A 23,333-nucleotide genomic window follows, 5' to 3' on the forward strand; every position below is an offset into this window, starting at 1 on the left:
TGGTAATTGGTAATTGGTAATTGGTAATTGGTAATTGGTAATTGGTAATTGGTAATTGGTAATTGGTAATTGGTAATCGATCGCGCTTTCTTGCTTTCTCAGGTTTTTAGAGGTACACACCAAGCGTGCGCAAATCCTCCGAGGGCAGGTTCTCAGTAGGGTGAGAATGATTAGCGATGCTTTGGCTGATACTGCGGCTAGTTTGTTCGCAGGTTTAGTCAAGCTTTCGTCGGGTTTTGTTGAGCAACTCTCTGTGGGTGATGCATTTGGGTAGTGCTGTGCTGGTTGTGGCGGGAGTTTATTATTTAGTTAGGGAATTGGTTGGTTTTTTTAAATGTCGTTGAGATGACGCGATCGCCAAACAAAAGCTTTACCAAAACTTTAAGAAAATCTGCCGGAATCTATGATTAACTAAAAATTAAAGATAGTCGAGCTAGCAGACTTAATAATTTAATACTCATCGATCGGGGAGCTTTTTATGAATTCCATTGTAAACAAGAGCATCTACTTAACTTGCTCAGCGGCTGTTTTGTGTGCAATTATAGCACTACAGCAACAAAAAGCTACAGCAGCAACGCTATCTAACGGGTGGAATTATGCGATCGACTCCTTCAACGACGGCGTGACAGGGCCCCAAATCGGCGGCGGCGCATTTGAATTTTATGGCATCGCCGTCAAAGAAACCTCAGATACAGCTTTCATCGCCATCAATTCCAATCTCAGTTTAGCCGGATATGCAGACAGCGCTGCTCAAAGAGGCAACATCAACTACGGCGATTTGTTCTTCAATTTTTCCGGTCAAAACTTCAACACAGCTAACGCAAATCGCAGCTTATTTGCAGTGCGCTTTGCCGAGGGAAATGACTCAGGTGTGGCGACAACAGGCGTTTACAGCAATGTTACCGCTAAAAACGTCACCAAAACTAACTCCGGCTTTCTCAATTTAAATCAATTCAACACCGTAGTTGCATCTAACGGCGGAACCCCATCAATGGGTGATTTAGCTGCCACAGACCCCTATTTTGAACAAACAGGAAATTGGACAGTTCTCAACTCTATTGATTCTGGTACAAAAGTAGGAGAAATCAATTTTTTAACGCCAGCAGCTTTGAGTGCCCTTGGTCTAAATTTCGGGCATTTTAATGCCAGAGGTTCGCAAACAATCGGATTCAGCTTCGATAAATCTGCTATGCCTTCTGGAACCTATATTGCTAACTTGTTTGCCGAGTGCGCTAATGATGCGATCGCCATTAAAGGAGAATTTGAGGCCGTACCCGAACCTTCTACTTGGTTCGGTACTTTAGCAGGATTGGGCTTTTTAGGTATGGGTGCGGCGAAACGCAAAATTAAGCCTAGGATTGCTTGAGGCGATCGCAATCAAGGTATGTAGTTGCGCTTCAGCGCTCTCTATATGTGAAAGAGCGCTGAAGCGCAACTACATACCTATTCCTAAAAGCCTTATCGTGAGATAAAATGCGCCCAAACATTGCCATCAGGCCCAGCAACTTGATTGATGTAGCCGTAGGGATACATCAACTTTCTGCCCTCACTATCGCTGTAACCACTCAGTGCATCTCCCCAAGGATCTTGCACGATATAACCCCGATCGTTGTAGCCAATTAAAGTGATAATGTGACCGGAAGCAGTAAAATCACCCGCTAAAACTACCGGCCGCCGATTCAGCAATTGGGATCGCACATCGGCCCACTGGCGAGTCGCACTAAAACTCGTCTTAAACCCGTAAGCCTGAATCAGCGCCGAAAGCACGTTATGATCGGTTTGAGAACCCTGGCCGGCATAGTCGAAACACCACTGCAACAACTCATCCTCCAACTGTCCGCCCCACTTAGAACGAACGCCGTAATAATACAGCACCATGGCGATCGCAGTTACATTGCAAGTAGACCAGTCAAAACGCGGATTGTCCCGCTGTGAAAAATAGGGCACGTTCAATTCCACATTGTTCGGAACCGGATCGAAAATTTTATCTCCCCGCTTGAACTGAACAAAATTGGGAAAAACATAGCCTGTATTGCCAAAATTTTGCACTTCCTCAGTCAGAGAAACTTTTAGGTTATCCCCTTCCAAACCGTAGCTTTCCACGCCGTAAACTCGACCTAAAGGCAGCGTAGCTCTCTCGGTAGCAGTCAGCTTGGCAGCATCTACTGGGCGTTTTTTAAACACAGTTGGTTGCAGCATTGTCATCGTCAAAGCATCGGGGTCAAAGGGAACTTCTTTGCCGTTTTTCTTGATTTGAACAGACTGCCAATAGATAAATCCCACATTGCCAAAATTGGGAATAGATTCGGCTAGAGTTACTCGAAAATGCCCCAAAATGCAGGCATAACCAGTAATCGCATAGGTGCTGCCTAAAATTAGTTCAGCAACTTGGTTGGGAGGGAGTTTCGATGAATCTTTCGGTTGACCTTTAATCAGAGTTGTTTGAGTTACCAAAAGTTGAGCGTTCCCGTTGCTATTGGGTACGTCTGCTAGGTCAAATTTCAGGACTTTTGTACCTTTGGCAAGCTGAACGTCTGGTTCGTAAAAATACCCAAAAGTGCCGATCGGCGAAATTGTCGAATCGATAACTACCTTGATATGCCCGTCAATAAATCCGTACTTGCTAACAGCTAAAGTCTGGCCTGCTTTGACCAGAACTTTTTGCTGGTTGTTGAGGCGGGAACCATCAACCGGGGCTACCTTAAACCAAGTGTCGGAAACTATCTTTAAGCTCAAATCTTTTCCGACAGTCAGCGGATCTGAACTTACGGTAATATAAATTATTTGGCTGCCGGTAACGTTACCTTTGCTGTCAGTTGCGCGCAATCTCAGCCACCGAGCTCCGGGTATGCTAAATCCTTTGGGCAAATTCACTTGCCAAGTGCCTAATTGTTGGTTTAGTGTCACGGTTAGCGGAAGTTTGTCCTCAGCTATCACCTCAATTTTTGCTGCTTCTTGCTTGTCAAAAGTACCGGAAAGTGCGATCGACTGATTGACCAAAACCTCCGTCGGGCCTTGATAAGTTAAATTCGGGGCTGGATTGAAAGATTTGCCTCCTTTGGCAAATTGCACGAAATCGGGATAAACGAAACCCGTATTTCCAAAGGGCGGCAAATTTTCAGTCAGCGAGACTTTAATGTGACCTTGTTCGATCGAGAATCCGGAAATTCCGTAAATCATTCCCGCCGGCAAAGTGATTTTTTCGGGGAGTTGCAGGTTGACAGCATCCACCAGCAGCTTTTTAAACGCAGTAGTTTTGACAACAGTCATGGTAACTGCATTTCTGTCAAAGGCAATCCCCTTGCCGTTTTGCAAGATCTGGACGTGTTGCGAGTACATGAATCCCGAATTGCCGAAGTTGGGAATTGGGCGATCGAGAGTGACTCGAAAATGACTTTCCACGCAAGCGTAGCCGAAGATATTGAAAGTTTCCCCCTGGTCAAATCGGACTTTCTGAGTTGGGCTTAAAATAGTCGAATCGGCGGGGTTGCGCTTTAACCAGGTTTTTTTGTTCACCCACAGCAACTGCATTCCAGGGGGCGGGGCCGGTAGATCGGCGCGATCGAATATCAGGATTTTTGCACCTTTGGCGATAACTACGTGCTTTTCGTCAAAAAAGCCGGATTTTCCCACCGGAGAAATTGGATTATTTAGTTCAACATTCAGGTGTCCGTCTTCTAAATCGTAGCTGCTAATTTGATAACTTTTACCTGCTGGTATTTCCACTTTTTGCTGAGAGTTGAGACTGCCAGAAGGCACTGTTCCGGCTTTTAATTGGGTGTCTTGGAGCGTAATTAACGTGAAAGAGCGATCGGGTGTGTTAGAAGCAGGATTAACTTTGATGTTAATTGTTTGTTCGCCGATAACTTTGCCTGTTTTATCAGTGGCCTTCACCTGCACCGTGCGAGTACCGGCGCGATCGAATCCTTTCTCTAAACTGATGTTCCAAATGCCTGTCGATGGATTTATCCCGGTTTTCAGGGCATTTGAGCCTTCTGCTGCTGAGATTGCCGCCACTTGATTTTTCTCAAAACTGCCAACTAAGACAGAGGCTCGATTAGCCTCAACTTCTTGTGGGCCTAAGTAACTCAAAATAGTCTTGGTGCTTGTCATTATGTATCCGCCTACCTACTTAATTATTCAGCTACAGCAAGGATAACTTCTCATTTTATCAAACACAACGATCCGATCCCGGACAAAATCGCTCCTGGACTGAATCTAGGGGCGGTTAATGCGTTTTAAAGCATGAATTTTTTATTATTGGCGAGATTTTTGCCAGGAATCTAACGCTCCAGCTACCGATGGCGCACCTGACGCGAATATACCGCTGGTTGAGAGAATTTGTGGCGCAAGTTTTGCGAGAAAAAATTTAATGGAAGTAGGTTATTACCCCCTATACCTTTCACCCCTCACTTGCTTAAAGGATTTTGGATTTTGGATTGTAGATTTTAGATTGAGGGATTTTGGTTGTAGGGTGTGTCGCTACGAAAAATTTCAACTACATATCGACAATTTTACAGCGACGCACCCGATCGCAATATTTTTATAAACAAACACAAAATTGGTGTAATATCACGTCCGGTCGATTACCATAACAAAAACCGTTCGTAGTGTGGACGCCAGGACGCAACATACTGCGTCCTGGCGTCCACACGTGCGTTCCTTACTTATTTCGGTCAATCGACCGGACACTATATAAATGGTATTACAAAAAAATCCGGTTTCTACGAGAAAATTGCGTAAAGCAACGAGATATCTCGGAAGAAACCGGATTATTAGCGCTTTAGTGCATTCAGGAATGTTAGACTAACGGCGGCTAAACTATGGTGACAAGAATATCTTGAGCGTGAGTGTCCACTTTCATAGTTTCGCCTTCATAAACTTGGATGATTTTGCCGGTACCGTCGATGACAAAAGTAACGCGCTTGGCATAATCGCCTTTCTCAACATCGTAGGCTTTGGTAATTGTGCCATCGACATCTGCTAATAGCTGAAAAGGCAAACCGTACTTCTCTGTGAACTTTTGGTGCGATTCTTCGTTGTCGCGGCTGACACCGAGAACTACTATATCTTTGCCCTGGTATTCTTCATGGGCTGCTTTGAAGCTTTGAGCTTGTCTGGTGCAACCGGGGGTGTCATCTTTGGGGTAGAAATACAAGATGACGGTTTTACCGGCGAATTGGGAGAGGGAGACGGTGTTGCCGTTGGTGTCTTTGGCGGTAAACTGAGGGGCAGCGCACCCAACTGGTAATGTCATAGTTTTGTGTTTCTGGGAATTTATGATTGTATTTTAATTCATTTTGGGCGGGCTAGAAGCCCAACCCCCTACTCCCCACAATAAAATGCACTTTTTGTGGAACAGGCCGGAAAGCCTGTTCGTGACGGCCCACAATAAAATTTATTCTTTACAGCCAAACTCATCTAACCTGTCATAAAATAGAAGAGACAACCTATATTAAGTCGCTACCATGTCGATCGCCGTAATTAAAGAACATATCGAAATCACCCCAGGAATCTGTGGGGGAAAACCCCGTATCGCCGGACATCGCATCCGAGTTCAGGATATTGTTGTTTGGCACGAACAAATGGGAATGTCACCAGACGAAATTCTGTATCATTATCCGAGTATTACTTTATCTGATATCTATGCTGCTTTAGCCTATTATCACGATCGCCGAGATGAAATCCGTTCTGCGATCGAAGCAGATGCAGAATTTGCCCGCCAATTGAAAGCTCAAACCCCATCGCTATTGCAACAGAAATTTAAAAATCGTCAGCATGGCTAAGATAAAATTTCATCTAGACGAAAATATAACTCTTGCCATAGCTAATGGATTGCGAAGACGTGGAATTGATATCACCACGACACCAGAACAAGGAATGATCGGGCAATCTGACGAACAACAATTAGCATTTGCCCTGTCTCAAGAGCGGGTAATTTTTACCCAAGATACGGATTTTTTAAGACTGCATCATGCAGGTTTTTCTCACAGGATTGTTTACTGTCCGCAAACCAGTAAATCGATTGGGGAAATTTTGCAAGGGTTAGTATTAATTTGGGAGGTACTGAATGCTGAAGAAATGAACAATCATTTGGAGTATTTGTAAAATTGAGTGTCGGCAGCGGAACCTTGGGACTGGGAATAGTTCGATCGGCTTATTTTCTGCCTTGACTTGCGGGGACTCGTGTGTTAAATTATTGATGTGCTAGAAAAATTTTTATCACCAATAAAATTTAGTTAATCATTAAAATATGATAGACTTCTACAGTGTTATTATTCGCAAAAGTGCCAAGTATTGGGTGGCGTTGTGTTTAGAAAATGGATTGGTGGGACAAGGAAATACTCCCGAACAGTCTATCGACAAACTCAAACAGGCGATCGAGTCATTTTCCGAAGTCTATGAAGCTGAATCGGATATTCATCTCAGTCCTCTGGCTATTAATGAATTGCATGAGTTTCTTACTTTAGAAGATGCGGAAGCTTCAGACACTTATGAACTAAGAAAAGTTTATGCCTAAAAATCTCCCATCTTTAAAACCTAAAGCATTAATTAAAATTTTAGAAAAAAACGGATGTCAATTTTACAGAGAGGGCAAAGGGGATCATCGTTTGTATATGCGTGAAATTGAAGGTCAAAAAAGAGTGGTTCCGATTGATATAGGTGCTGGGGAAATGTCACCAGCTTATGTGTTACGAATTTTTAGACAATTTGGGTTTACAGATTCAGAAATTGAGGCGATTATTAATTAAGTCAGTTAATTTTAATCTTCATAGGACTTACGAAAAGAAACCCGGTTTCTAGGATAAATTTTGGGTTTTGCAGCGAGTAATCCAGGCAGAAACCGGGTTTCTAGCCCCCGGTGCGTAAGTCTTAATTAATCTAGACAACAAGTTCTAACATATTCTAGAACAACAAGAGATAAATCAAACAATACTTGATCTCCTTCTATTCTTTTGAGTAAATAACGTTGACGCAATGATTCCAACCCATTCATTAAGTCCATTGATGAGAGAGATAAACTTTGTCTTAAATCTTCTCTTGACACAGGTTGCTCAAATTTACTTAATTGTAAAACAATCTCTTGTTCTTTGGGTGATAGTCGTTTGAATAATTCAGTCAACCGAGATTTCATATCTTTGGTGACAATTAAACTATCTTCCTTTAAGAAATCAGCGACTTTTCCCCCAAAAACATTTTTAATTAAGCTGACAATATCTTTTAAATAAACTGGATGGCCTTCATATAACTTTATAAGTTTCGCCCAAGTTTCATCATCATGTAATCCCCAGTTTTTCAGGATTGACGTACTCTCTAATCCTTCTAACTCTAAGCACTTAATAGGATATAATTCCTCATCCAAGCAAATCATTTCTTGACATTGTTCCTGACTAATTAAGATTAAACTACTTTGATGTTCAATATCTGTCATCATTGTTAACAAGTTGTGGTAAGTCTTATATTCGGTTTTGAATTGTCCTGCCAATTCTCCCTTGATAAATAGTTCTTGCAAATCATCAAGGATAATTAAACATCTTTGCTGACGTAAAAGATTAAAAAGTTGAGTTAACTTATTGTCAGGTTGAACAGACTCTTCATTAACACCTGTTAATATTTCAGTAATAATGCCATCTAAAGATTGAGATAGTTTGAGGTTTTTCCAGACTACTACATCAAAATCTTGTAAATTGAGATCGACAAACTGTTTAACTAGGGTAGTTTTACCGATTCCGCTTAAGCCTAAAACTGAGATTAGACGAGTATGTTGATGAGTTAGCCAATGGGATAGGGTTTGAAGTTCGGTTGTGCGATCGTAAAAATGGTTGATTTTAGGTGCTAGGGTTAAATCCTGATACCCTGTGCTTTTGGTTGGCTTCTCTTCATCAGTAATAGATTGATTTGTATTTGCTTGAGGAGAATTAGGACACCAATTAATCTTAGTATTTACTAAACCCACAAACTGAGGAGAATTTCTCACTCTTTCAAGCGTCCAAGAAAAATTATGTTTACTAATATCTTCATCTAGCTGTTCAGATAAAATCTTAAATAACTTACGACTAACATCTCCAATATAGTTTTTACTCTTATACCCACATTCATCTGCAATCTCACTGTAAGTTTTACCTTGCCACAGTCCCTTAACAACAGCTTTTTCTAGATCGTCGAGGTGTTCTCCTGTTTGTTTCTCGACTACCCGATCTACAAATTGTCAAATTTCTGTAATAGTCATAGGATTGATGTAGGGTATGGCTTTTAGCCATTATAGCGTAATCTAAACCAAGAAAATCAGGTTTTTTCTGGTTTGTACTTAATATTTTGTTACAAATAATTCAATAAAATCTGTTTTTTTCAGTTAGTGGTGTTACGAACAGGATATTTATCATGGAGAAGATTTAACTTTACCGCTCTGAAAAACATTATGGATTTACGAGATTTAGTCAAAGGTTTAGCAAGAGACATTCTGGGCGATCAGAAGATGTCGGAGGAGGATTTCGAGAAAATCTACCACATGATTGAAGACAAGGTAGATAATGAACCACCCCCTCGTTTTGCTTTTATTGGTGAAACAGGAGTAGGAAAATCCTCTACACTGAATGCACTTTTTAACGCAGGTTTAGATGTGAGCCATATCGAAGCTTGTACCCAAGAAGCAACAGGAATTGAAGTATCCTTTAATCAAGTTGAAGGTGTTAATGGAGCATTAGTTGCTTATGATATGCCTGGACTGGGTGAAAGTCGCTTAAAACAAAAAGAACACATTGCACTTTATGAAAAAGTGTTAAAAGATGTAGATGTTGCCTTGTGGATTTTAGATGCACAAAATCGGGCAATTGCTTCAGTACAGCAATATTTAGAAACTGAACTCAAAGCAATTAATCCTAGACTTTTAGATCGGATGGTAATTGCTTTAAATAAAGTGGATTTAGTCCATCCTGGGGGAACAGCTTGGATTGAAATAGCTAATTTACCGAGTGAAGAACAAGAAAAAAATATCGAAGGAAGAATCCGTGATGTTCAAAGAAAAGTTCGGGAAGTATTACCAAATTGGCAAGGAAAAGTTGTAGGATATTCTGCCAACAGACGCTACAACTTACCTCAACTTTTTGATGCCATGATGGATGCTGTACCTAACAAAAGAAGATGGGTAGTTGCATCTCGTAAAGCATTAGCTGATTTTCTGGAATTGGTCGATCCTCAGTTATTACCACCAGAAAAAAGACGAGAAAGAGCAACTCATCAACAACCTCAACCTACAAAGATGTCTGATATTGTTGCTAGTATGCCTCCTGAAGAATTTGCTAAATTTGCTGGAGATAAAAAAGCATTTTTAGCATGGCTAAAACAACAAGGAATTTAATTCAACATCTGGTGCATCTCAAATCAAATTCAAAAACAGGAGATTTATCCATGAGAGAAGTTCCCAATGAAAACTATATTCCCAGTGATGAGCTAGCTAATATCAAACAGAGATTAATCAATCAAATCAGCAATATGAGCGATGCTGAAATGAGGATAGCAGCGAAATCTGAAGCAAGTTTAAGAGCTTTTGTAGCCGATCTATTTAAGTCAATTGCTAAACTTTTTGGCTATATTGTGGGACAAGTAGTTGGTTTTGGCAGAGATATAGTGCGATCGATCGGTGACGGATGGTCAGAAGGCTGGAAAGCTGGATTAGGTTAAACTCTGCTTGTATTATCTCAATACCTCTACATTACTTTTTTGTATGTAGAGGTCAAATTATTTATTTGTTTTCAAGCAATAATTATGAGTGAATGGATAGCATTTCCTTTTCCTAAATGCCCAAGTTGTGGTAAACAATGGGGCAAAAACTATCATAAAGATTGTCTTTTTAATGGTCAATTACTCGTTGAACCTTATCAAAGACAGGTTAAATGTGAATCTTGTAGCGCTCAGTGGTATATTCTCGATAGTAAATTTCACTGTTCTTGTGGGTATCAATTTTATCCTTCAGAAGTGGAAGATGCTCTCTCCACAACTCAGCTATTAAGACAGCGTTTACTTCAAAAACTCAATGAAATGGATAGTTATGAAAAAAGCATTATTTCCAAATCAAACAGTTCTTTTCAACAATGGATACATGATATTAGTTATGAGATAGCAAGAGCATTGGGGACAACAATATCAAAAGCCCAAGAAGTTATTAAAAATTTCTTTGATAAGTGGTCATTTTAGCTAAAATCCTAATAGCGTCATAGTCTTTGCGATTGCTTCGCGGGGACAGCAATGACATTAGCGTTAACTGAACCGTATTGTGTCATATTTGGGTAGATTTTTCAGAACTATACTTTGCTGACTCTAAATAGGTAACAATCAAAAATATACTACCTATTCTGAGCCAAAGCAATGACTTTTATCCCATCCGAAGCGTTTAAATCAATTAGTTATCCCAGCCGCACGGTAAAAAGAGCCGATCGCGCGATCCGGTGTGCCCCTTTTCAATTACACTTCTTCCAGACCATCCGCAACAACAGCGTTTTCCTAAGCGCGATCGCCTCAAATGCAGGTGTCGAAAGTGGCTACACCCGATCGCCCGTATCCGAACTCGCAGCCGAAAACTCCCTGCTGTGGCTGATTCAAGTCGGAGTGTTGCGGCGCGAAGTAGACGGACAAGGGATTACCGACAGTTTTCGCCTCACGCCTCTGGGCCGCCAACTTGTGGAAAAATGGGAACAGCAGGGAAATAGCTTACCGACTGCTTCATTGTGCGATCGCATTGGAAATACTGTTAGCCGCGGGTTCGGACTGTTTTCGTAACCGGAATCCGGGTTAATACAAATTAAACTTAAATTAAGTTAGACAAAACTAGGAATGGCGCATCAATACCAAAGAAACCGGGTTTTGTACGGAGATTCAAGGCTGTGATGCCACATTTTTGGAAAAAACCCGGTTTCTGGCTACCCGCGCCATCTGACCAAAGAAACCGGGTTTTTTACCGATATTAAAGGCTGTGATGCAAGATTTTCGGAAAAAAACCCGGTTTCTGGCTACCCGACGATTTTGCACCGGTGCGGATCTATGAGATTGTCGATCTTTTTTGGGGATTTTCGATGGCGACACACCCTACGGCTAATACAAATTAAAGTTAAATATGGTTCAAACCCGCACTAAATCTTTGACTCTCGATGAATTTCTCAAACGGCCGGAAACCAAACCCGCCTGCGAATTTATCGACGGTCAAATTATCCAGAAACCTATGCCGCAAGGAAAACACAGCACGATTCAAAGCGATTTGGGTGGTGACATCAACCGGGTACTCAAACCCCAACGCATCGCCCGCGCCTATCCAGAATTGCGCTGTACCTTTGGCGGTCGATCGACTGTACCCGACCTCGCAGTCTTTAGCTGGGAACGCATTCCCCGCGACGAAAACGGCGCAGTAGCTAACATTTTCGCCATCGCCCCCGACTGGACAATCGAAATTCTTTCCCCCGACCAAAGTCAAACCAAAGTCGTCCGCAACATCCTTCACTGTATCGCCCACGGAACTCAGATGGGCTGGCTGATTGACCCGGAAGAACAACTGGTATTTGTCTATTTTGCCGATCGCACTATAGCAGTTTTTGAAGAACCGGGCGAGATCGTCCCCGTCCCCGCCTTTGCTGAATCCTTCAGTCTCACCGTCGGTCAAATGTTCAGTTGGCTGAGCGAATAGCCGATCGCCCGATCGACTAAAATCTAAATATTACCTATAAAAACTTGCTTCATGCCAAAGATATTTGCTTAAATGTTAATTCTGGCAAGAAATCACTCGACTTTAGCGCCCAAAGCTAGAAACCCGGTTGCCATTGGTGTCAACAACTAGGTCAAATGTAGTCACAGACTGCTGTTTACCACCGAGGCCAGATCCCCCCTAGCCCCCCTTCTTAAGGGGGGAACAAGAGTCTTCTCACCTAGCCCCCGCAACGATTCGGGGGGACAGGAGTCTTATCAAAGTCAACCCCTACTCCCCTTCTTAAGGGGGATTTAGGGGATCGGGCTTCGGATCAAAGCGAGATATACAAAGGGTTTTAGCCTGGTTGTTGACATCAATGCCCGGTTGCTTGCCCAGTCCCTTGCAGACAAAGCGCCGATTTCTCCCAGAAACCGGGTTGCTTTTGGTAGATCGTAAATCAACAAAAGCTAAAATATCAAAAATGCTTTTTATACAAGCAGGCGCCAAGTTGCCTCGCTGCAAGCCTGCTTCAAAACCTTTGCCCATAAAGACTTTCAACTCTCAATTAACCGCTAACTACTAACAACTAAGTACAAAAAACGTTTCTCAAAAATGGAAGCTAAATCTTACAAAGACACGGTAAATTTGCCCAAAACCAAGTTTGATATGCGCGCCAACGCCGCCAAACGCGAACCAGAATTGCAACAATTTTGGGCAGATACAGATATCTACGATCGCCTCTCCCACGATAACCCGGGCGATGTTTTCGTCCTCCACGACGGCCCGCCCTACGCCAACGGACAACTCCACATCGGCCACGCCCTCAACAAAATCCTTAAAGATTTTATCAACCGCTACCAAATTCTGCGCGGCAAAAAAGTCCGCTACGTGCCCGGTTGGGATTGTCACGGATTGCCGATCGAACTTAAGGTATTGCAAAACATGAAATCGGACGATCGGCTAAATCTGACCCCGATCGACCTCCGCCGCAAAGCCGCCGCCTTCGCCGAAGAAACAATGGAACAGCAGCGCGCATCCTTCCAGCGCTACGGCGTTTGGGGCGACTGGGAACACCCGTATTTAACCCTGAAACCCGAATACGAAGCCGCCCAAATCGGCGTTTTCGGTGAAATGGTACTCAAAGGCTACATCTTCCGCGGCTTCAAACCAGTACACTGGAGTCCGAGCTCGAAAACAGCCCTCGCTGAAGCTGAATTGGAATATCCCGAAGGCCACGTTTCGCGCAGCATCTACGTCGGCTTTCACGTTAGAAAATTGTCAAAATCCCTGCAAACAAAGCTCAAGCGCTATATGCCGAGCCTCTGGGCCGCGATTTGGACGACTACCCCTTGGACGATTCCGGCTAACTTGGCGATCGCAGTCAATCCCGAACTGATGTATGCAGTGGTGGAACCGCCGGCAAATTCCCACATCGCACAACAATTTATCTTAGTGGCTGTCGATGCGGTCGATCGACTGTCGGCAACTTTCAACACGGAATTAAAAATACTTGCTACCTTCTCAGGTAAAGATTTAGAAGGTTCTATCTACAAACATCCGTTGTTCGATCGCGAAAGCCCGATCGTCGCAGGTGGCGATTACATTACTGCTGACTCGGGAACCGGATTGGTGCACACTGCACCCGGCCACGGACAAGAAGACTTTATCGTCGGAAAACGCTGCGGTTTGCCAGTTTTAACCCCCGTTGATGAGAACGGAAATTTCACCGCCGAAGCCGGACAGTTTGCAGGTTTAAATGTCCTCGGAGATGGCAATAAAGCAGTCATTGATGCCCTTGCGGAAGCAAATTGTTTGATTAAAGAGGAAGCTTATCCTCACTCCTATCCTTACGATTGGCGGACTAAAAAACCGACAATTTTTCGGGCGACGGAACAGTGGTTTGCGTCGGTTGAAGGGTTCCGCGAAGCAGCATTAAAGGCAATTTCCGGTGTGAATTGGATTCCCGCCCAAGGGGAAAATCGGATTACCGCCATGGTTAGCGATCGATCGGATTGGTGCATTTCCCGCCAGCGGACTTGGGGCGTGCCGATTCCCGTGTTTTATGACGAAGAAACCAACGAACCGCTGTTAAATGCCGAGACGATCGCCCACGTCCAAGCTATTTTTGCTGAGAAGGGTTCCGATGCTTGGTGGGAAATGTCGATCGCCGAATTGCTACCGGAATCATACCGCAACAACGGCCGCACTTACCGCAAGGGAACCGACACGATGGATGTGTGGTTTGACTCCGGTTCTTCCTGGGCGGCGGTGGCGAAAGGGCGATCGGAATTAAACTATCCTGCTGATATCTATTTGGAAGGTTCAGACCAACATCGCGGCTGGTTTCAATCGAGTTTGTTAACCAGTGTAGCAACTAACGGCGTTGCTCCTTACAAAACAGTTTTGACTCACGGTTTTGTACTGGATGAAAAAGGCCGCAAGCAGAGTAAATCTGAAGGCAATGTCGTCGATCCGGCGTTAGTAATTAAGGAATATGGCGCCGATGTTTTGCGATTGTGGGTGTCTTCGGTAGACTACTCCGCCGACGTGCCTTTGGGCAAAAACATTCTCAAACAGCAATCCGATGTTTACCGCAAGATTCGCAATACAGCTAAGTTTTTGCTGGGGAATTTGCACGACTTTGACCCCGCAAAAGATGCCGTTGCTTACGAGGATTTGCCGGAACTCGATCGCTATATGCTGCACAGAATGGGCGAAGTTTTTGCGGAAGTTCAAGATGCCTTTGACAGCTTCCAATTTTCGCGATTCTTCCAAACAGTGCAGAATTTCTGCACGGTGGATTTATCTAATTTTTACTTGGATATTGCCAAAGATCGACTTTACATCAGCGCCACAGATTCACCGCGCCGCCGCAGTTGTCAGACGGTAATTGCGATCGCAGTCGAGAATTTAGCACGGGCGATCGCACCTGTGTTGTGTCACATGGCTGAGGATATTTGGCAGTATCTCCCCTATCAGACTCCCTACAATTCAGTATTTGAGGCTGGTTGGGTGCAACTCGATGCTTCATGGCACAATCCAGAATTGGCGACTCGCTGGCAATATTTGCGGCAAGTACGCGCGGAAGTTAACAAGGTTTTGGAACAGGCGAGGACTCAAAAGGCGATCGGTTCTTCTTTGGAAGCTAAGGTATTATTGTACGTTCCCGATGTCGCCAAAAGAGAGCAATTGCAAGCTTTCAATCCCAGCAGCGAAGAATTGATGGATTACGTGCGATCGCAAAATTCAGTCATCGAGTTAGCCGCAGAGGAGAAAGCCAAAGCAGCACAAGATCAACAGGAAGAACAAGCGGCAAGTGTTGCCAAAGCCTTGACAAAAAAGACAATTCATGTTGAGCAAGAAACTGTCGCCAAGGGATCTCGACCTTCTCAGATCGTAGAGTATTCTGCTCCTGAACAGTCGGCGTTAGCTCGATCCACTCAGTTTGTGGCAGATTTGCCTAACCACGCGGGCAACTTTTTCACAGAATACCAAACAGTGTGGGTAGCGCTTGGGCTGTTAGCCTTTGTGTCGCTAACCGCCAAAGTAACCCTAGTGATTTTGGATACGATGAATCAAATTCCGCTGTTGGGCGGCTTGTTTGAAGTCATTGGTATCTTATTTACCATGTGGTTTGCTTTCCGTCACTTGCTGTTTGCAGAAAGCCGCCAAGAAATGGCAGAAACAATTGATGCGCTGACAGCAGATGTGCTTGGAAAGTCAACGGCGCTGGTACTTGTAGAAACACAGGCGATCGTCCTCGCACCGCCAGTAGAAACAGCGCTTGTACCAATAGAAATGGCCCCAGCGGAAACAGTGTTTGCAGAAACACCCGAAATCCCGACAGTAGATTTAGTTGCGATCGCGCCCAAAGCAGAAATTCCTGCGGAAATAGCTGTACACCACCATTCTGCAAGTGGTAGCAACGGTGTAGACGAACTGCGCTATTTGTTCATTACTTCGGAAGTGGAACTGGTTGAATCGAACGTAGTGATGCAGGAATTGCCTTACAGTTACCAATCTCCAGAGATGGCGATTGGTGTAGTTAAAGCAGACGGCGAAAAGTGCGATCGATGCTGGAACTATTCTACTCATGTCGGAGAGGCGATCGAACATCCGGTAATTTGCGAACGCTGCGTGTCAGCAGTTGACGGCAAATTCTAACCACCCTCTTCAACCCGCGGAGGCGCGTGAAAGTTTGTGTAGACGCGGTTTCAACCGCCGTCTCCAACCCCCGTCTCCAAATCTTGTGGGATGGGCTTTGAGCATCATCCCACATCCACAATTCAAATGCCAAAGCCTGAAAAACATTGCATCTTAAAGATTCATTTATTATCCTCATCATCGCTTTCTACAACCCTACGTTTCCCCCACAAACTCAAACAAAAAATCACAACAGAAATCAGCAAAAACACAACTGCTGGAACAATCCAAAAAGCACCGCCTGAAATCAGAATATCCCCATCTGGCGTGGTGCAGCTAGAATTAGCAGCCTCGATACAGTCCCGCCATTTCCAGTACCGCACGTAAAAAAGATAAAAGAACAATGAAGAGATAAACAGACAGATACTCAGCGGAACATAATACATAGCTCTGAAGAAGTTGATTCAATAATTTTTCTATTTCTTATTAAAAAAACGGCAGACAAATTCACCATGGTTGTTTTCTCCAAACGCCGAAACAGTCCCATCTTGCTTAACTGTACTGTGGCTGCGGCAATTGTAGACTTTCAGAGGCTGCTTCACTCCATCCACACTCAGAATCACCCTGTATTCCCAATAATTTTTCGCACTGCGTTTGATATCCACAATGCAAATCTCGCGCCCTTGATAATTGCGGCAGACAGAAGCCTCAGCCGGAAGGGCGATGCAGCAAAAAGATATTAATAGCACCAAATAGCAAACATATTTCATCATAGGCCATCTATTCTACGGCACAAGAGGTATTTCCTCATCCATCACTATACTTTAATTGTAGTTGTTATATTATAATACATTGTATTCGTAGGGGCGGGTTCGCCAACCATTTACGATAAAAATGAAAAATCTCAAAAACCCGCCCCCACCCACCAACAATCAAAATGTACCATATTTGTAGGGGCGGGTTCACCAACCATTTACGATAAAAATGAAAAATCTCAAAAACCCGCCCCCACCCACCAACAATCAAAATGTACCGTGAATTTATTGTGAAATGTTTATATAAAATGTACCGTGAATTTATTGTGAAATGTTCATATAAAATGTACCGTGAATTTATTGTGAAATGTTCATATAAATTATCGCGGGGAGGTGGCGGGTTTTTGAGATTTTTTTTTAAATTTCATAGATGGTTGGTGAACCCGCCCCTACAGCATTTTGGGATGTTTTTAGGGATTTGGATCTAATTTACTTTGCCGATGGTAGCTCGATTTTGACACCCATGTTTTCACCAAGGTCGATCGCCTTATTAGCAATATCGATCGCACCTCCCACACCAGTACCGACTATACCAGCCAACGCGACAAGAGCTGTTAAGCTTTTCTTCAGTCTCGCTTTACTCCATTGGTTCTCCGGTTTCTTGACTTCCGCTTCCACATCTTCAATATCAATAATTACGCCCTCGCGGATGTCTTCGGGGAACTGGGCGGCGGTTTCGCGCATCGATGCAATCAGTTTTAGCAGTTCGGCTGTATTGGCGTTATTGATTTGAATGCCGCCAGAGGCTGTTTGTTGGGCGTTGTCTTTTACTTCGTTAGCGACAGCGACGCTGCCGATTTGTGCGCCGGAAAAGTTATTGTTTTGGGGAGTATTTTGAGTCATTTTTGCTTCTGCTTTATTAATAATGGGTCTACTAACTGCTAGTTTAGCGATATCTACAATGTCTTGATATTCTCTTCCGTATTTTTCCATTTCATCGCCCCTAAGCCTGTTGCGCCGAACTTCGATCGCATCATACCCATCCAGCAAATGCCGCAAATCCAGACGCAGCTTAAGTTTGCCGACGCGCACAGTATTCTCGCCCATATCCTCCAATCCCAGCAAGTCATCGTAATCCAGCGGTTTAGCATCGGGATAACCGGGGACGGGAACCCATTGACTCACTTGCAGGTTCGCAAAAGAGTTGTGAATTTTGCTAAACGTATCGCGAATTATCGTGAGAAAAGAACGCCGCGTCGATTCCCGCCCGCTAACAGCAATAAAGATTTTTCGATCTTTCGGATCGGATTTGATCCGGGCGATATTGCACGCTTCTGCGCCTTCGCAATACGCCAGCATTACCCCTGTCCGCCAGTGGATTTTCTCGTGGATTTTGTCGTGCATGAGGACAATGAAACGCGAGACAATGCTGTCGGGGAGGATTTCGTAGTGGTATTGAAATTCCAGAGTATCGCCTTCGAGTTCGGTGTTTTCCGGTTCCTCTTTCGGCAAGATGCCGGGGATGAGAAAAGTCGGCGCGGCGCAATCCCTGACGGGAAAGCAGAGTTGAAATTCGCCCATCAATTCGGTGAGGCAATTGTAACGGTGGCGGGGATATTTCTGCGAGTCCAGGATGCGGCTGAGGTCGTCGTGGGTGAGAATGCCTTTTGTTTTGATTTTGAGATGTTCGTCGCTGAGGAGGGCATAGATTCCTTCCGTCACCCAGTGAGGGTTGAGGATGTTGGTGGATTGCAGGATCGGGTGTTCGCGGAAGTTGAGGACAATGCCCAGGTTGTGCAGCAGTTCGAGTAATTGGGTTTTGTCGGCTTCTTCCCAGATGTTTTGTTTGCCGCAGATACTGGCGTATTCGCTCATATTGATGAAGTCTTTGTCAAGGGCTTCCAGACTCTGCTTGACTTGAAACCAGCTTAGCGGCAAAAGATCGTAGACTTCTTTGAGTTCGGAGATTTCGGTGTGGATGGCGCTGCGGAGTTTGTCGATTCCGGTTCCTGTTTCGCAGGAGGTTTCGAGGATGGCTTGGATGTTGGGATATTTGTCGCGCAAGGCTTTGCGGTTGAGATCCAGGGGTTGTTCGTCGCACTTGTTGCCGACGATGATGACGGGGGATGCGTCGCCGAAGCTTTCGATCAGTTTCAACCAGTATTCGAGGCGATTTTCGTCTTCGCTGGTGCGGCAGTTGCAGACTAGCAGGTAGAGGCTGCGTTTGGTGAGGAAAAATTGGTGGGTGGCGTGGTAGATTTCTTGTCCGCCGAAGTCCCAGACGTTGAGTTTGACGGTTTTGGTGTTGACTGTAATTTGCCAGTCTGTGATGTTTAGTCCGTCGGTTTGAGGTTCGTTGGGGTTGTATTTGTTGTGGGTGAGGCGGTTGATGAGGGAGGTTTTGCCGACGCTGGCTTCCCCGACTATGAGGACTTTGGCTTCGTTGAGGGGGCGGACTTCGCCGCTGCGGAGTTTTTGGAGGTAGTTGAAGATGGCGGCGGGAGTACCGGGATCTTCTATCAGTTCGATGGGCCCTAGAACTTCTGGAGAAATAGGTAGGGGATTGCGGCGGAGATCGAGTTTTTCAAGTTTTGGTAGTGTTTCCAAGCATTCAGGAATAGTTTCAATATGATTACTTCTGAGGTTAAGTTCTGTCAGATCTGAGAGTTGGCCGATGGCCTCTGGAATTTGAGTAATCTGATTGTTCCAAAGGTAAAGCACTGTCAGATTTGAGAGTTGACAGATCGCATCGGGGATTTTGGTAATCTGATTTTCCCAGAGGAAAAGCCATGTCAGATTCGACAGTTTGCCAATTGCTTCGGGGATTTCGGTAATCTGATTGCTATTAAGAAAAATCATTGTCAGACTCGAAAGTTTGCCAATTGCTTCTGGGATTTCGGTAATCTGATTGTTACTAAGGGAAATATCTGTCAGATTGGACAGTTGGCCGATCGCATCTGGGATTTGGGTGATCTGATTATCCCATATCTGAAGGTTTATCAGATTAGATAGTTTGCAGATCGCTTCTGGAATTTGAGTAATCTGATTGTTACCGAGGAAAAGCCCTGTCAGATTGGATAGTTTGCAGATCGCTTCTGGAATTTGAGTAATCTGATTGCTACCGAGGAAAAGCCCTGTCAGATTCGACATTTGGCAGATCGCCTCTGGGATTGGGGTAATCTGATTGTTATTAAGAAAAAGCTTGGTCAGATTCGACAGTTTGCAGATCGCTTCTGGAATTTCTGTTAAACCAATACTGGTTAAGTCTAAACTATCTAATTGCTTCATTTCCAGCAGCAATTCTGGCATTATTCCGAATGGATTGCCACTGAGGTTAATCGAACGCAAATTTTCCAGCGATCGCAATTCCTCCGGCAGTGCGCTTAATTGATTGGTGATTAGTTTCGGAGTCACTTTACCATCAACCCATTCCCGTTTCTCCACCTTCCCCAACACCAACGTCTCAAGCTGCGTGCACTTGCCAATCTCCGGCGGCAATTCCTCCAACGCCAGCCCCGCCAAATCCAATTCTGTCAAATTTTCCTCAGCCGCCCGGTGAATTCGCCGCAGTGCTTCCTCTCGCGTCATACCCTTTGTTTCCCCGCGTATTTCCCCGCCATCTTGTTTCTATTCTGACAGAAATTTGGGTGCTCCGGGAAAGATTAGCCGCGATTGGGGAGGCGAGAAACCGCATCGAGGCGAGAAACCGGGTTTCTACGAGTTTTTGGTTGGGTGACGATAAATATCGAGAGAAACCCGGTTTCTGAGGTTTTCGCATGGGGCGAGAAACCGGGTTTCTATGAGTTTTTGGTTGGGTGACGATAAATATGGAGAGAAACCCGGTTTCTGAGGTTTATCGTTGGGGCCAAGAAACCGGGTTTCTATGAATCCTTTAGTTGGGTGACGATAAATATCGAGATCAACCCGGTTTCTGAGGTTTTCGCATGGGGCCAAGAAACCGGGTTTCTATGAATCTTTTAGTTGGGTGACGATAAATATCGAGATCAACCCGGTTTCTGAGGTTTTCGCATGGGGCGAGAAACCGGGTTTCTATGAGTTTTTGGTTGGGTGACGATAAATATCGAGAGAAACCCGGTTTCTGAGATTTTCGCATCGGGCTAAGAAACCGGGTTTCTACGAGTTTTTGGTTGGGTGACGATAAATATCGAGAGAAACCCGGTTTCTGAGGTTTTCGCATGGGGCGAGAAACCGGGTTTCTATGAATCCTTTGGTTGGGTGGCGATAAATATCGAGAGAAACCCGGTTTCTGAGGTTTACGCATGGGGCCAAGAAACACAGAATTTTTGGCTAGATGGGGGAATTATCGCACGTACTCTTGAACCACAAAAACTGGATAACTCAACCCACGCTGATTCTGCTTTTTGATACGAATTAAGACATCGTTCAGCGAATCAACCTTCTGAAGATAGGCATGAAGAATAGTAACTTGTCCCAGGTAATCTCGATCGTCTTTGCAGACAATAATTCCTGCGTGGTGCTCGTCGCCACGATGCAGCGCCACAAAATCATCGCGATTGAAGGTAATTACCGCTCGATTTTGTTCAGTAGCAAACCGCAGAACCTCATCATCAGGAATTCCTTGATTCGGTCGATCGGCCTCATAAGAAGTTAAAACATCACAGTCAAGGCTGCGCAAATGCTCGACCATTGCGATCGGGAAATTTTCATTAGAATACAGTCTCAACCTTTCAATCATCGGTTTGATGATCAACAATAATGCGATCGATTTCTTCGCGGTGGCGATCGTAATAACGCCAAGCATTCTCTAAATCGAAACCCGACAAACCTGGATAATTCCGCAGTAATTCAGCCTCATCAGCCCCCTGTTGGTGTAGCGAAACTAGCGTCCAAACCGGAATGCGGGTGTTGCGAATCCGGGCATTTCCTCCACACACTCCAGGTGTACTCTGAATCGCCTTAGCCGAGAGTTTTTCTTGCAAGAGCAAACTCTCCTCAGGTGTCAGCGACTCAATCACTAGAATTAAGGAGTCAACCAACTGAATGTTCATAGCGAGTAATTTACAGAATATGGAATGGCGATCGCTCAAACTATTATAGCAAATTTTTCCAGCATCAACGTTTCAAGCTGCGTAAATTTGCCAATTTCCAATTGTTCGCAGTGAGGAACTAAGCAATCTTAGTATTTGCGATTGCTTTCCCGAAGCGCAATGACAGGCAATATATGTAAAAATGGTGCGAGAAACCTGGTTTCTGAGGTCTGCTTTACCAATAGATGACAAATGATGGTACGCTGGGAATAGAAACTTGTTTGTTTATGAATCAAATTAAACGTGTTGCCATAGTGGGAGGAACCCACGGAAACGAACTCACAGGAGTATATCTGGTGAAGAAGTTCGATCGCACGCCAGAGTCAATTGGGCGATCGACTTTTGAAACAATTACCATGTTAGCCAATCCCCAAGCCTGCTCCATGGGGAGACGCTACATCGATATCGACCTCAACCGCTGCTTTCGCCAGCAAGATTTAGAAAATCCCGATCTCTCCAGCTACGAAGCCCAGCGGGCGAAAGAAATATACCACATTTTTAGCTCAAAAAACACCGAGGAACCAAGCTTAATCATCGACTTGCACAGCACCACATCCAACATGGGGCTAACCTTCATTCTCGCCAGCCAGCATCCATTTAACCTCCAACTAGCAGCTTATTTAACCTCTGTCTATCCCCATCTCAAGCTACTCGCTTCTACAACCAACGGTCAAGATAGCCCTGTACTGCGATCGCTTTTCGAGTTAGGCGGTACGCTGGAAGTTGGTGCAGTGCCGCAAGGTGTCTTAGATGCGTCTTTATTTCAGCAAACCGAGCAACTTATCGGGACAATTTTAGATTGCACAGAAGCCTACAATCTAGGCACTATGCCCGTTGTCAACAATTCCCTGACTATTTATCAAAGCATTCGGGCGATCGACTATCCGAGAAACGAAGAGGGAGAAATTCAGGCAATGATTCATCCTCAGCTACAATCCAGAGATTACGAAGCCCTGAATCCCGGCGATCCGATGTTTTTGACCTTTGATGGTGAGTCGGTCTTGTATGAAGATAAATCGACCGTATATCCAATTTTTATTAACGAGGCGGCTTACTACGAAAAAGGAATTGCTATGTGTTTTACTCAAAAGAAATTTGTGCTTCATAGTTCGTAGTGAGGACTTTAGTCCTTCTTATTGCGGACTGAAGTCCTCACTACGAACCTTTTTTCTAGTTCGTAGTGAGGACTTTAGTCCTTCTTATTGCGGACTGAAGTCCTCACTACGAAACTTTTTTCTAGTTCGTAGTGAGGACTTTAGTCCTTCTTATTGCGGACTGAAGTCCTCACTACGAACCTTTTTTCATAGTTTGTAGTGAGGACTTTAGTCCTTCTTATTGCGGACTGAAGTTTTCACTACGAACCTTTTTTCTAGTTTGTAGTGAGGACTTTAGTCCTTCTTATTGCGGACTGAAGTCCTCACTACGAACCTTTTTTATGGTTTGTAGTGAGGACTTTAGTCCTTCTTATTGCGGACTGAAGTCCTCACTACGAACCTTTTTTCTAGTTCGTAGTGAGGACTTTAGTCCTTCTTATTGCGGACTGAAGTTTTCACTACGAACCTTTTTTCTAGTTTGTAGTGAGGACTTTAGTCCTTCTTATTGCGGACTGAAGTCTTCACTACGAACCTTTTTTCTAGTTTGTAGTGAGGACTTTAGTCCTTCTTATTGCGGACTGAAGTCTTCACTACGAAC

20 protein-coding genes are annotated in these 23,333 nt (G+C 44.3%); 12 read left to right on the forward strand and 8 right to left on the reverse strand.

Features of this window, described 5'->3' with window-relative positions:
• Nucleotides 1-478 precede the first annotated feature (478 nt).
• A complete protein-coding gene (locus QUB64_RS17105) occupies nucleotides 479-1,366 on the forward strand; it encodes a PEP-CTERM sorting domain-containing protein (protein WP_333271901.1) in 888 nt (295 codons plus the stop codon).
• 92 nt (nucleotides 1,367-1,458) lie between these two features.
• Here QUB64_RS17105 and QUB64_RS17110 read toward each other — a convergent pair whose 3' ends face one another.
• Together QUB64_RS17110 and QUB64_RS17115 are read right to left on the reverse strand one after the other, a co-directional pair.
• On the reverse strand, nucleotides 1,459-4,113 hold the full coding sequence (locus tag QUB64_RS17110; RefSeq protein ID WP_333271904.1) for a C39 family peptidase: 2,655 nt from the start codon (nucleotides 4,111-4,113) through the stop codon (nucleotides 1,459-1,461).
• Between the two features lie 703 nt (nucleotides 4,114-4,816).
• Entirely contained in the window at nucleotides 4,817-5,257 is a 441-nt protein-coding gene (locus tag QUB64_RS17115) for a peroxiredoxin (RefSeq protein ID WP_333271907.1), read from the reverse strand.
• Between the two features lie 211 nt (nucleotides 5,258-5,468).
• Here QUB64_RS17115 and QUB64_RS17120 point away from each other — a divergent pair, with 211 nt between their 5' ends.
• From QUB64_RS17120 to QUB64_RS17135, 4 genes are all read left to right on the forward strand, one after another.
• Complete coding sequence (locus QUB64_RS17120; RefSeq protein ID WP_333271911.1) at nucleotides 5,469-5,786, forward strand: DUF433 domain-containing protein; 318 nt, start codon at nucleotides 5,469-5,471, stop codon at nucleotides 5,784-5,786.
• The gene (locus QUB64_RS17125; protein ID WP_333271912.1) at nucleotides 5,779-6,108 is read left to right on the forward strand and encodes a DUF5615 family PIN-like protein; all 330 of its coding nucleotides are present in this window, start codon (nucleotides 5,779-5,781) and stop codon (nucleotides 6,106-6,108) included. Before QUB64_RS17120 ends, QUB64_RS17125 begins: the two co-directional genes overlap by 8 nt.
• 145 nt (nucleotides 6,109-6,253) lie before the next feature.
• Nucleotides 6,254-6,520, forward strand: coding sequence for a hypothetical protein (locus QUB64_RS17130; protein WP_333271915.1), 267 nt, complete (start codon nucleotides 6,254-6,256; stop codon nucleotides 6,518-6,520).
• Nucleotides 6,513-6,752 carry a type II toxin-antitoxin system HicA family toxin gene (locus tag QUB64_RS17135; RefSeq protein ID WP_333271917.1) on the forward strand — a complete coding sequence of 80 codons (240 nt, stop codon included), beginning with the start codon at nucleotides 6,513-6,515 and terminating at the stop codon, nucleotides 6,750-6,752. The genes QUB64_RS17130 and QUB64_RS17135 overlap by 8 nt, the downstream gene beginning before the upstream one ends.
• 125 nt (nucleotides 6,753-6,877) lie before the next feature.
• Here the strand turns inward: QUB64_RS17135 and QUB64_RS17140 are convergent, their stop codons facing one another.
• Entirely contained in the window at nucleotides 6,878-7,978 is a 1,101-nt protein-coding gene (locus QUB64_RS17140; RefSeq protein ID WP_333271919.1) for an ATP-binding protein, read from the reverse strand.
• Between the two features lie 441 nt (nucleotides 7,979-8,419).
• On the opposite strand from QUB64_RS17140, the gene QUB64_RS17145 reads away from it, so the two are divergent.
• The 6 genes from QUB64_RS17145 to ileS all read left to right on the forward strand — a co-directional run bounded on the left by QUB64_RS17145 (nucleotide 8,420) and on the right by ileS (nucleotide 15,838).
• On the forward strand, nucleotides 8,420-9,358 hold the full coding sequence (locus QUB64_RS17145; protein ID WP_333271922.1) for a GTPase family protein: 939 nt from the start codon (nucleotides 8,420-8,422) through the stop codon (nucleotides 9,356-9,358).
• Nucleotides 9,359-9,408: 50 nt separating this feature from the next.
• Entirely contained in the window at nucleotides 9,409-9,681 is a 273-nt protein-coding gene (locus QUB64_RS17150; protein ID WP_333343256.1) for a hypothetical protein, read from the forward strand.
• Nucleotides 9,682-9,765: 84 nt separating this feature from the next.
• Nucleotides 9,766-10,194, forward strand: coding sequence for a hypothetical protein (locus QUB64_RS17155; protein WP_333271928.1), 429 nt, complete (start codon nucleotides 9,766-9,768; stop codon nucleotides 10,192-10,194).
• A 171-nt stretch (nucleotides 10,195-10,365) separates the two neighbouring features.
• Nucleotides 10,366-10,776 carry an Npun_F0494 family protein gene (locus tag QUB64_RS17160; protein ID WP_333271930.1) on the forward strand — a complete coding sequence of 137 codons (411 nt, stop codon included), beginning with the start codon at nucleotides 10,366-10,368 and terminating at the stop codon, nucleotides 10,774-10,776.
• A gap of 334 nt (nucleotides 10,777-11,110) precedes the next feature.
• Nucleotides 11,111-11,674, forward strand: a complete 564-nt coding sequence (locus QUB64_RS17165; protein ID WP_333271932.1) for a Uma2 family endonuclease — start codon at nucleotides 11,111-11,113, stop codon at nucleotides 11,672-11,674.
• A 612-nt stretch (nucleotides 11,675-12,286) separates the two neighbouring features.
• Entirely contained in the window at nucleotides 12,287-15,838 is a 3,552-nt protein-coding gene (ileS, locus tag QUB64_RS17170) for an isoleucine--tRNA ligase (protein WP_333271939.1), read from the forward strand.
• Between the two features lie 161 nt (nucleotides 15,839-15,999).
• Here the strand turns inward: ileS and QUB64_RS17175 are convergent, their stop codons facing one another.
• From QUB64_RS17175 to QUB64_RS17195, 5 genes are all read right to left on the reverse strand, one after another.
• Nucleotides 16,000-16,263 (reverse strand): hypothetical protein, encoded by a 264-nt coding sequence (locus QUB64_RS17175; protein WP_333271942.1) that lies wholly within the window; start codon nucleotides 16,261-16,263, stop codon nucleotides 16,000-16,002.
• Nucleotides 16,264-16,293: 30 nt separating this feature from the next.
• Complete coding sequence (locus QUB64_RS17180; RefSeq protein ID WP_333271945.1) at nucleotides 16,294-16,590, reverse strand: hypothetical protein; 297 nt, start codon at nucleotides 16,588-16,590, stop codon at nucleotides 16,294-16,296.
• A gap of 471 nt (nucleotides 16,591-17,061) precedes the next feature.
• Nucleotides 17,062-20,160, reverse strand: a complete 3,099-nt coding sequence (locus QUB64_RS17185) for a leucine-rich repeat domain-containing protein (RefSeq protein ID WP_333271948.1) — start codon at nucleotides 20,158-20,160, stop codon at nucleotides 17,062-17,064.
• Between the two features lie 733 nt (nucleotides 20,161-20,893).
• On the reverse strand, nucleotides 20,894-21,355 hold the full coding sequence (locus QUB64_RS17190) for a DUF5615 family PIN-like protein (RefSeq protein WP_333271951.1): 462 nt from the start codon (nucleotides 21,353-21,355) through the stop codon (nucleotides 20,894-20,896).
• Nucleotides 21,282-21,602, reverse strand: coding sequence for a DUF433 domain-containing protein (locus QUB64_RS17195; RefSeq protein WP_333271954.1), 321 nt, complete (start codon nucleotides 21,600-21,602; stop codon nucleotides 21,282-21,284). Before QUB64_RS17195 ends, QUB64_RS17190 begins: the two co-directional genes overlap by 74 nt.
• A 266-nt stretch (nucleotides 21,603-21,868) precedes the next feature.
• Between QUB64_RS17195 and QUB64_RS17200 the strand changes: the two genes are divergently transcribed.
• Nucleotides 21,869-22,756: an aspartoacylase gene (locus tag QUB64_RS17200; RefSeq protein ID WP_333272167.1), complete on the forward strand. Its 888-nt coding sequence runs from the start codon at nucleotides 21,869-21,871 to the stop codon at nucleotides 22,754-22,756.
• Nucleotides 22,757-23,333 lie beyond the last annotated feature (577 nt).

Source organism: Microcoleus sp. Aus8_D2, from assembly GCF_036702665.1.
GTDB lineage: Bacteria > Cyanobacteriota > Cyanobacteriia > Cyanobacteriales > Microcoleaceae > Microcoleus.

Coding starts and splice junctions, on each gene's coding strand:
- QUB64_RS17105 (WP_333271901.1), top strand. CDS start 479: ATGAATTCCATTGTAAACAAGAGCATCTACTTAACTTGCTCAGCGGCT.
- QUB64_RS17110 (WP_333271904.1), bottom strand. CDS start 4,113: ATGACAAGCACCAAGACTATTTTGAGTTACTTAGGCCCACAAGAAGTT.
- QUB64_RS17115 (WP_333271907.1), bottom strand. CDS start 5,257: ATGACATTACCAGTTGGGTGCGCTGCCCCTCAGTTTACCGCCAAAGAC.
- QUB64_RS17120 (WP_333271911.1), top strand. CDS start 5,469: ATGTCGATCGCCGTAATTAAAGAACATATCGAAATCACCCCAGGAATC.
- QUB64_RS17125 (WP_333271912.1), top strand. CDS start 5,779: ATGGCTAAGATAAAATTTCATCTAGACGAAAATATAACTCTTGCCATA.
- QUB64_RS17130 (WP_333271915.1), top strand. CDS start 6,254: ATGATAGACTTCTACAGTGTTATTATTCGCAAAAGTGCCAAGTATTGG.
- QUB64_RS17135 (WP_333271917.1), top strand. CDS start 6,513: ATGCCTAAAAATCTCCCATCTTTAAAACCTAAAGCATTAATTAAAATT.
- QUB64_RS17145 (WP_333271922.1), top strand. CDS start 8,420: ATGGATTTACGAGATTTAGTCAAAGGTTTAGCAAGAGACATTCTGGGC.
- QUB64_RS17150 (WP_333343256.1), top strand. CDS start 9,409: ATGAGAGAAGTTCCCAATGAAAACTATATTCCCAGTGATGAGCTAGCT.
- QUB64_RS17155 (WP_333271928.1), top strand. CDS start 9,766: ATGAGTGAATGGATAGCATTTCCTTTTCCTAAATGCCCAAGTTGTGGT.
- QUB64_RS17160 (WP_333271930.1), top strand. CDS start 10,366: ATGACTTTTATCCCATCCGAAGCGTTTAAATCAATTAGTTATCCCAGC.
- QUB64_RS17165 (WP_333271932.1), top strand. CDS start 11,111: ATGGTTCAAACCCGCACTAAATCTTTGACTCTCGATGAATTTCTCAAA.
- ileS (WP_333271939.1), top strand. CDS start 12,287: ATGGAAGCTAAATCTTACAAAGACACGGTAAATTTGCCCAAAACCAAG.
- QUB64_RS17175 (WP_333271942.1), bottom strand. CDS start 16,263: ATGTATTATGTTCCGCTGAGTATCTGTCTGTTTATCTCTTCATTGTTC.
- QUB64_RS17180 (WP_333271945.1), bottom strand. CDS start 16,590: ATGATGAAATATGTTTGCTATTTGGTGCTATTAATATCTTTTTGCTGC.
- QUB64_RS17185 (WP_333271948.1), bottom strand. CDS start 20,160: ATGACGCGAGAGGAAGCACTGCGGCGAATTCACCGGGCGGCTGAGGAA.
- QUB64_RS17190 (WP_333271951.1), bottom strand. CDS start 21,355: ATGCTTGGCGTTATTACGATCGCCACCGCGAAGAAATCGATCGCATTA.
- QUB64_RS17195 (WP_333271954.1), bottom strand. CDS start 21,602: ATGAACATTCAGTTGGTTGACTCCTTAATTCTAGTGATTGAGTCGCTG.
- QUB64_RS17200 (WP_333272167.1), top strand. CDS start 21,869: ATGAATCAAATTAAACGTGTTGCCATAGTGGGAGGAACCCACGGAAAC.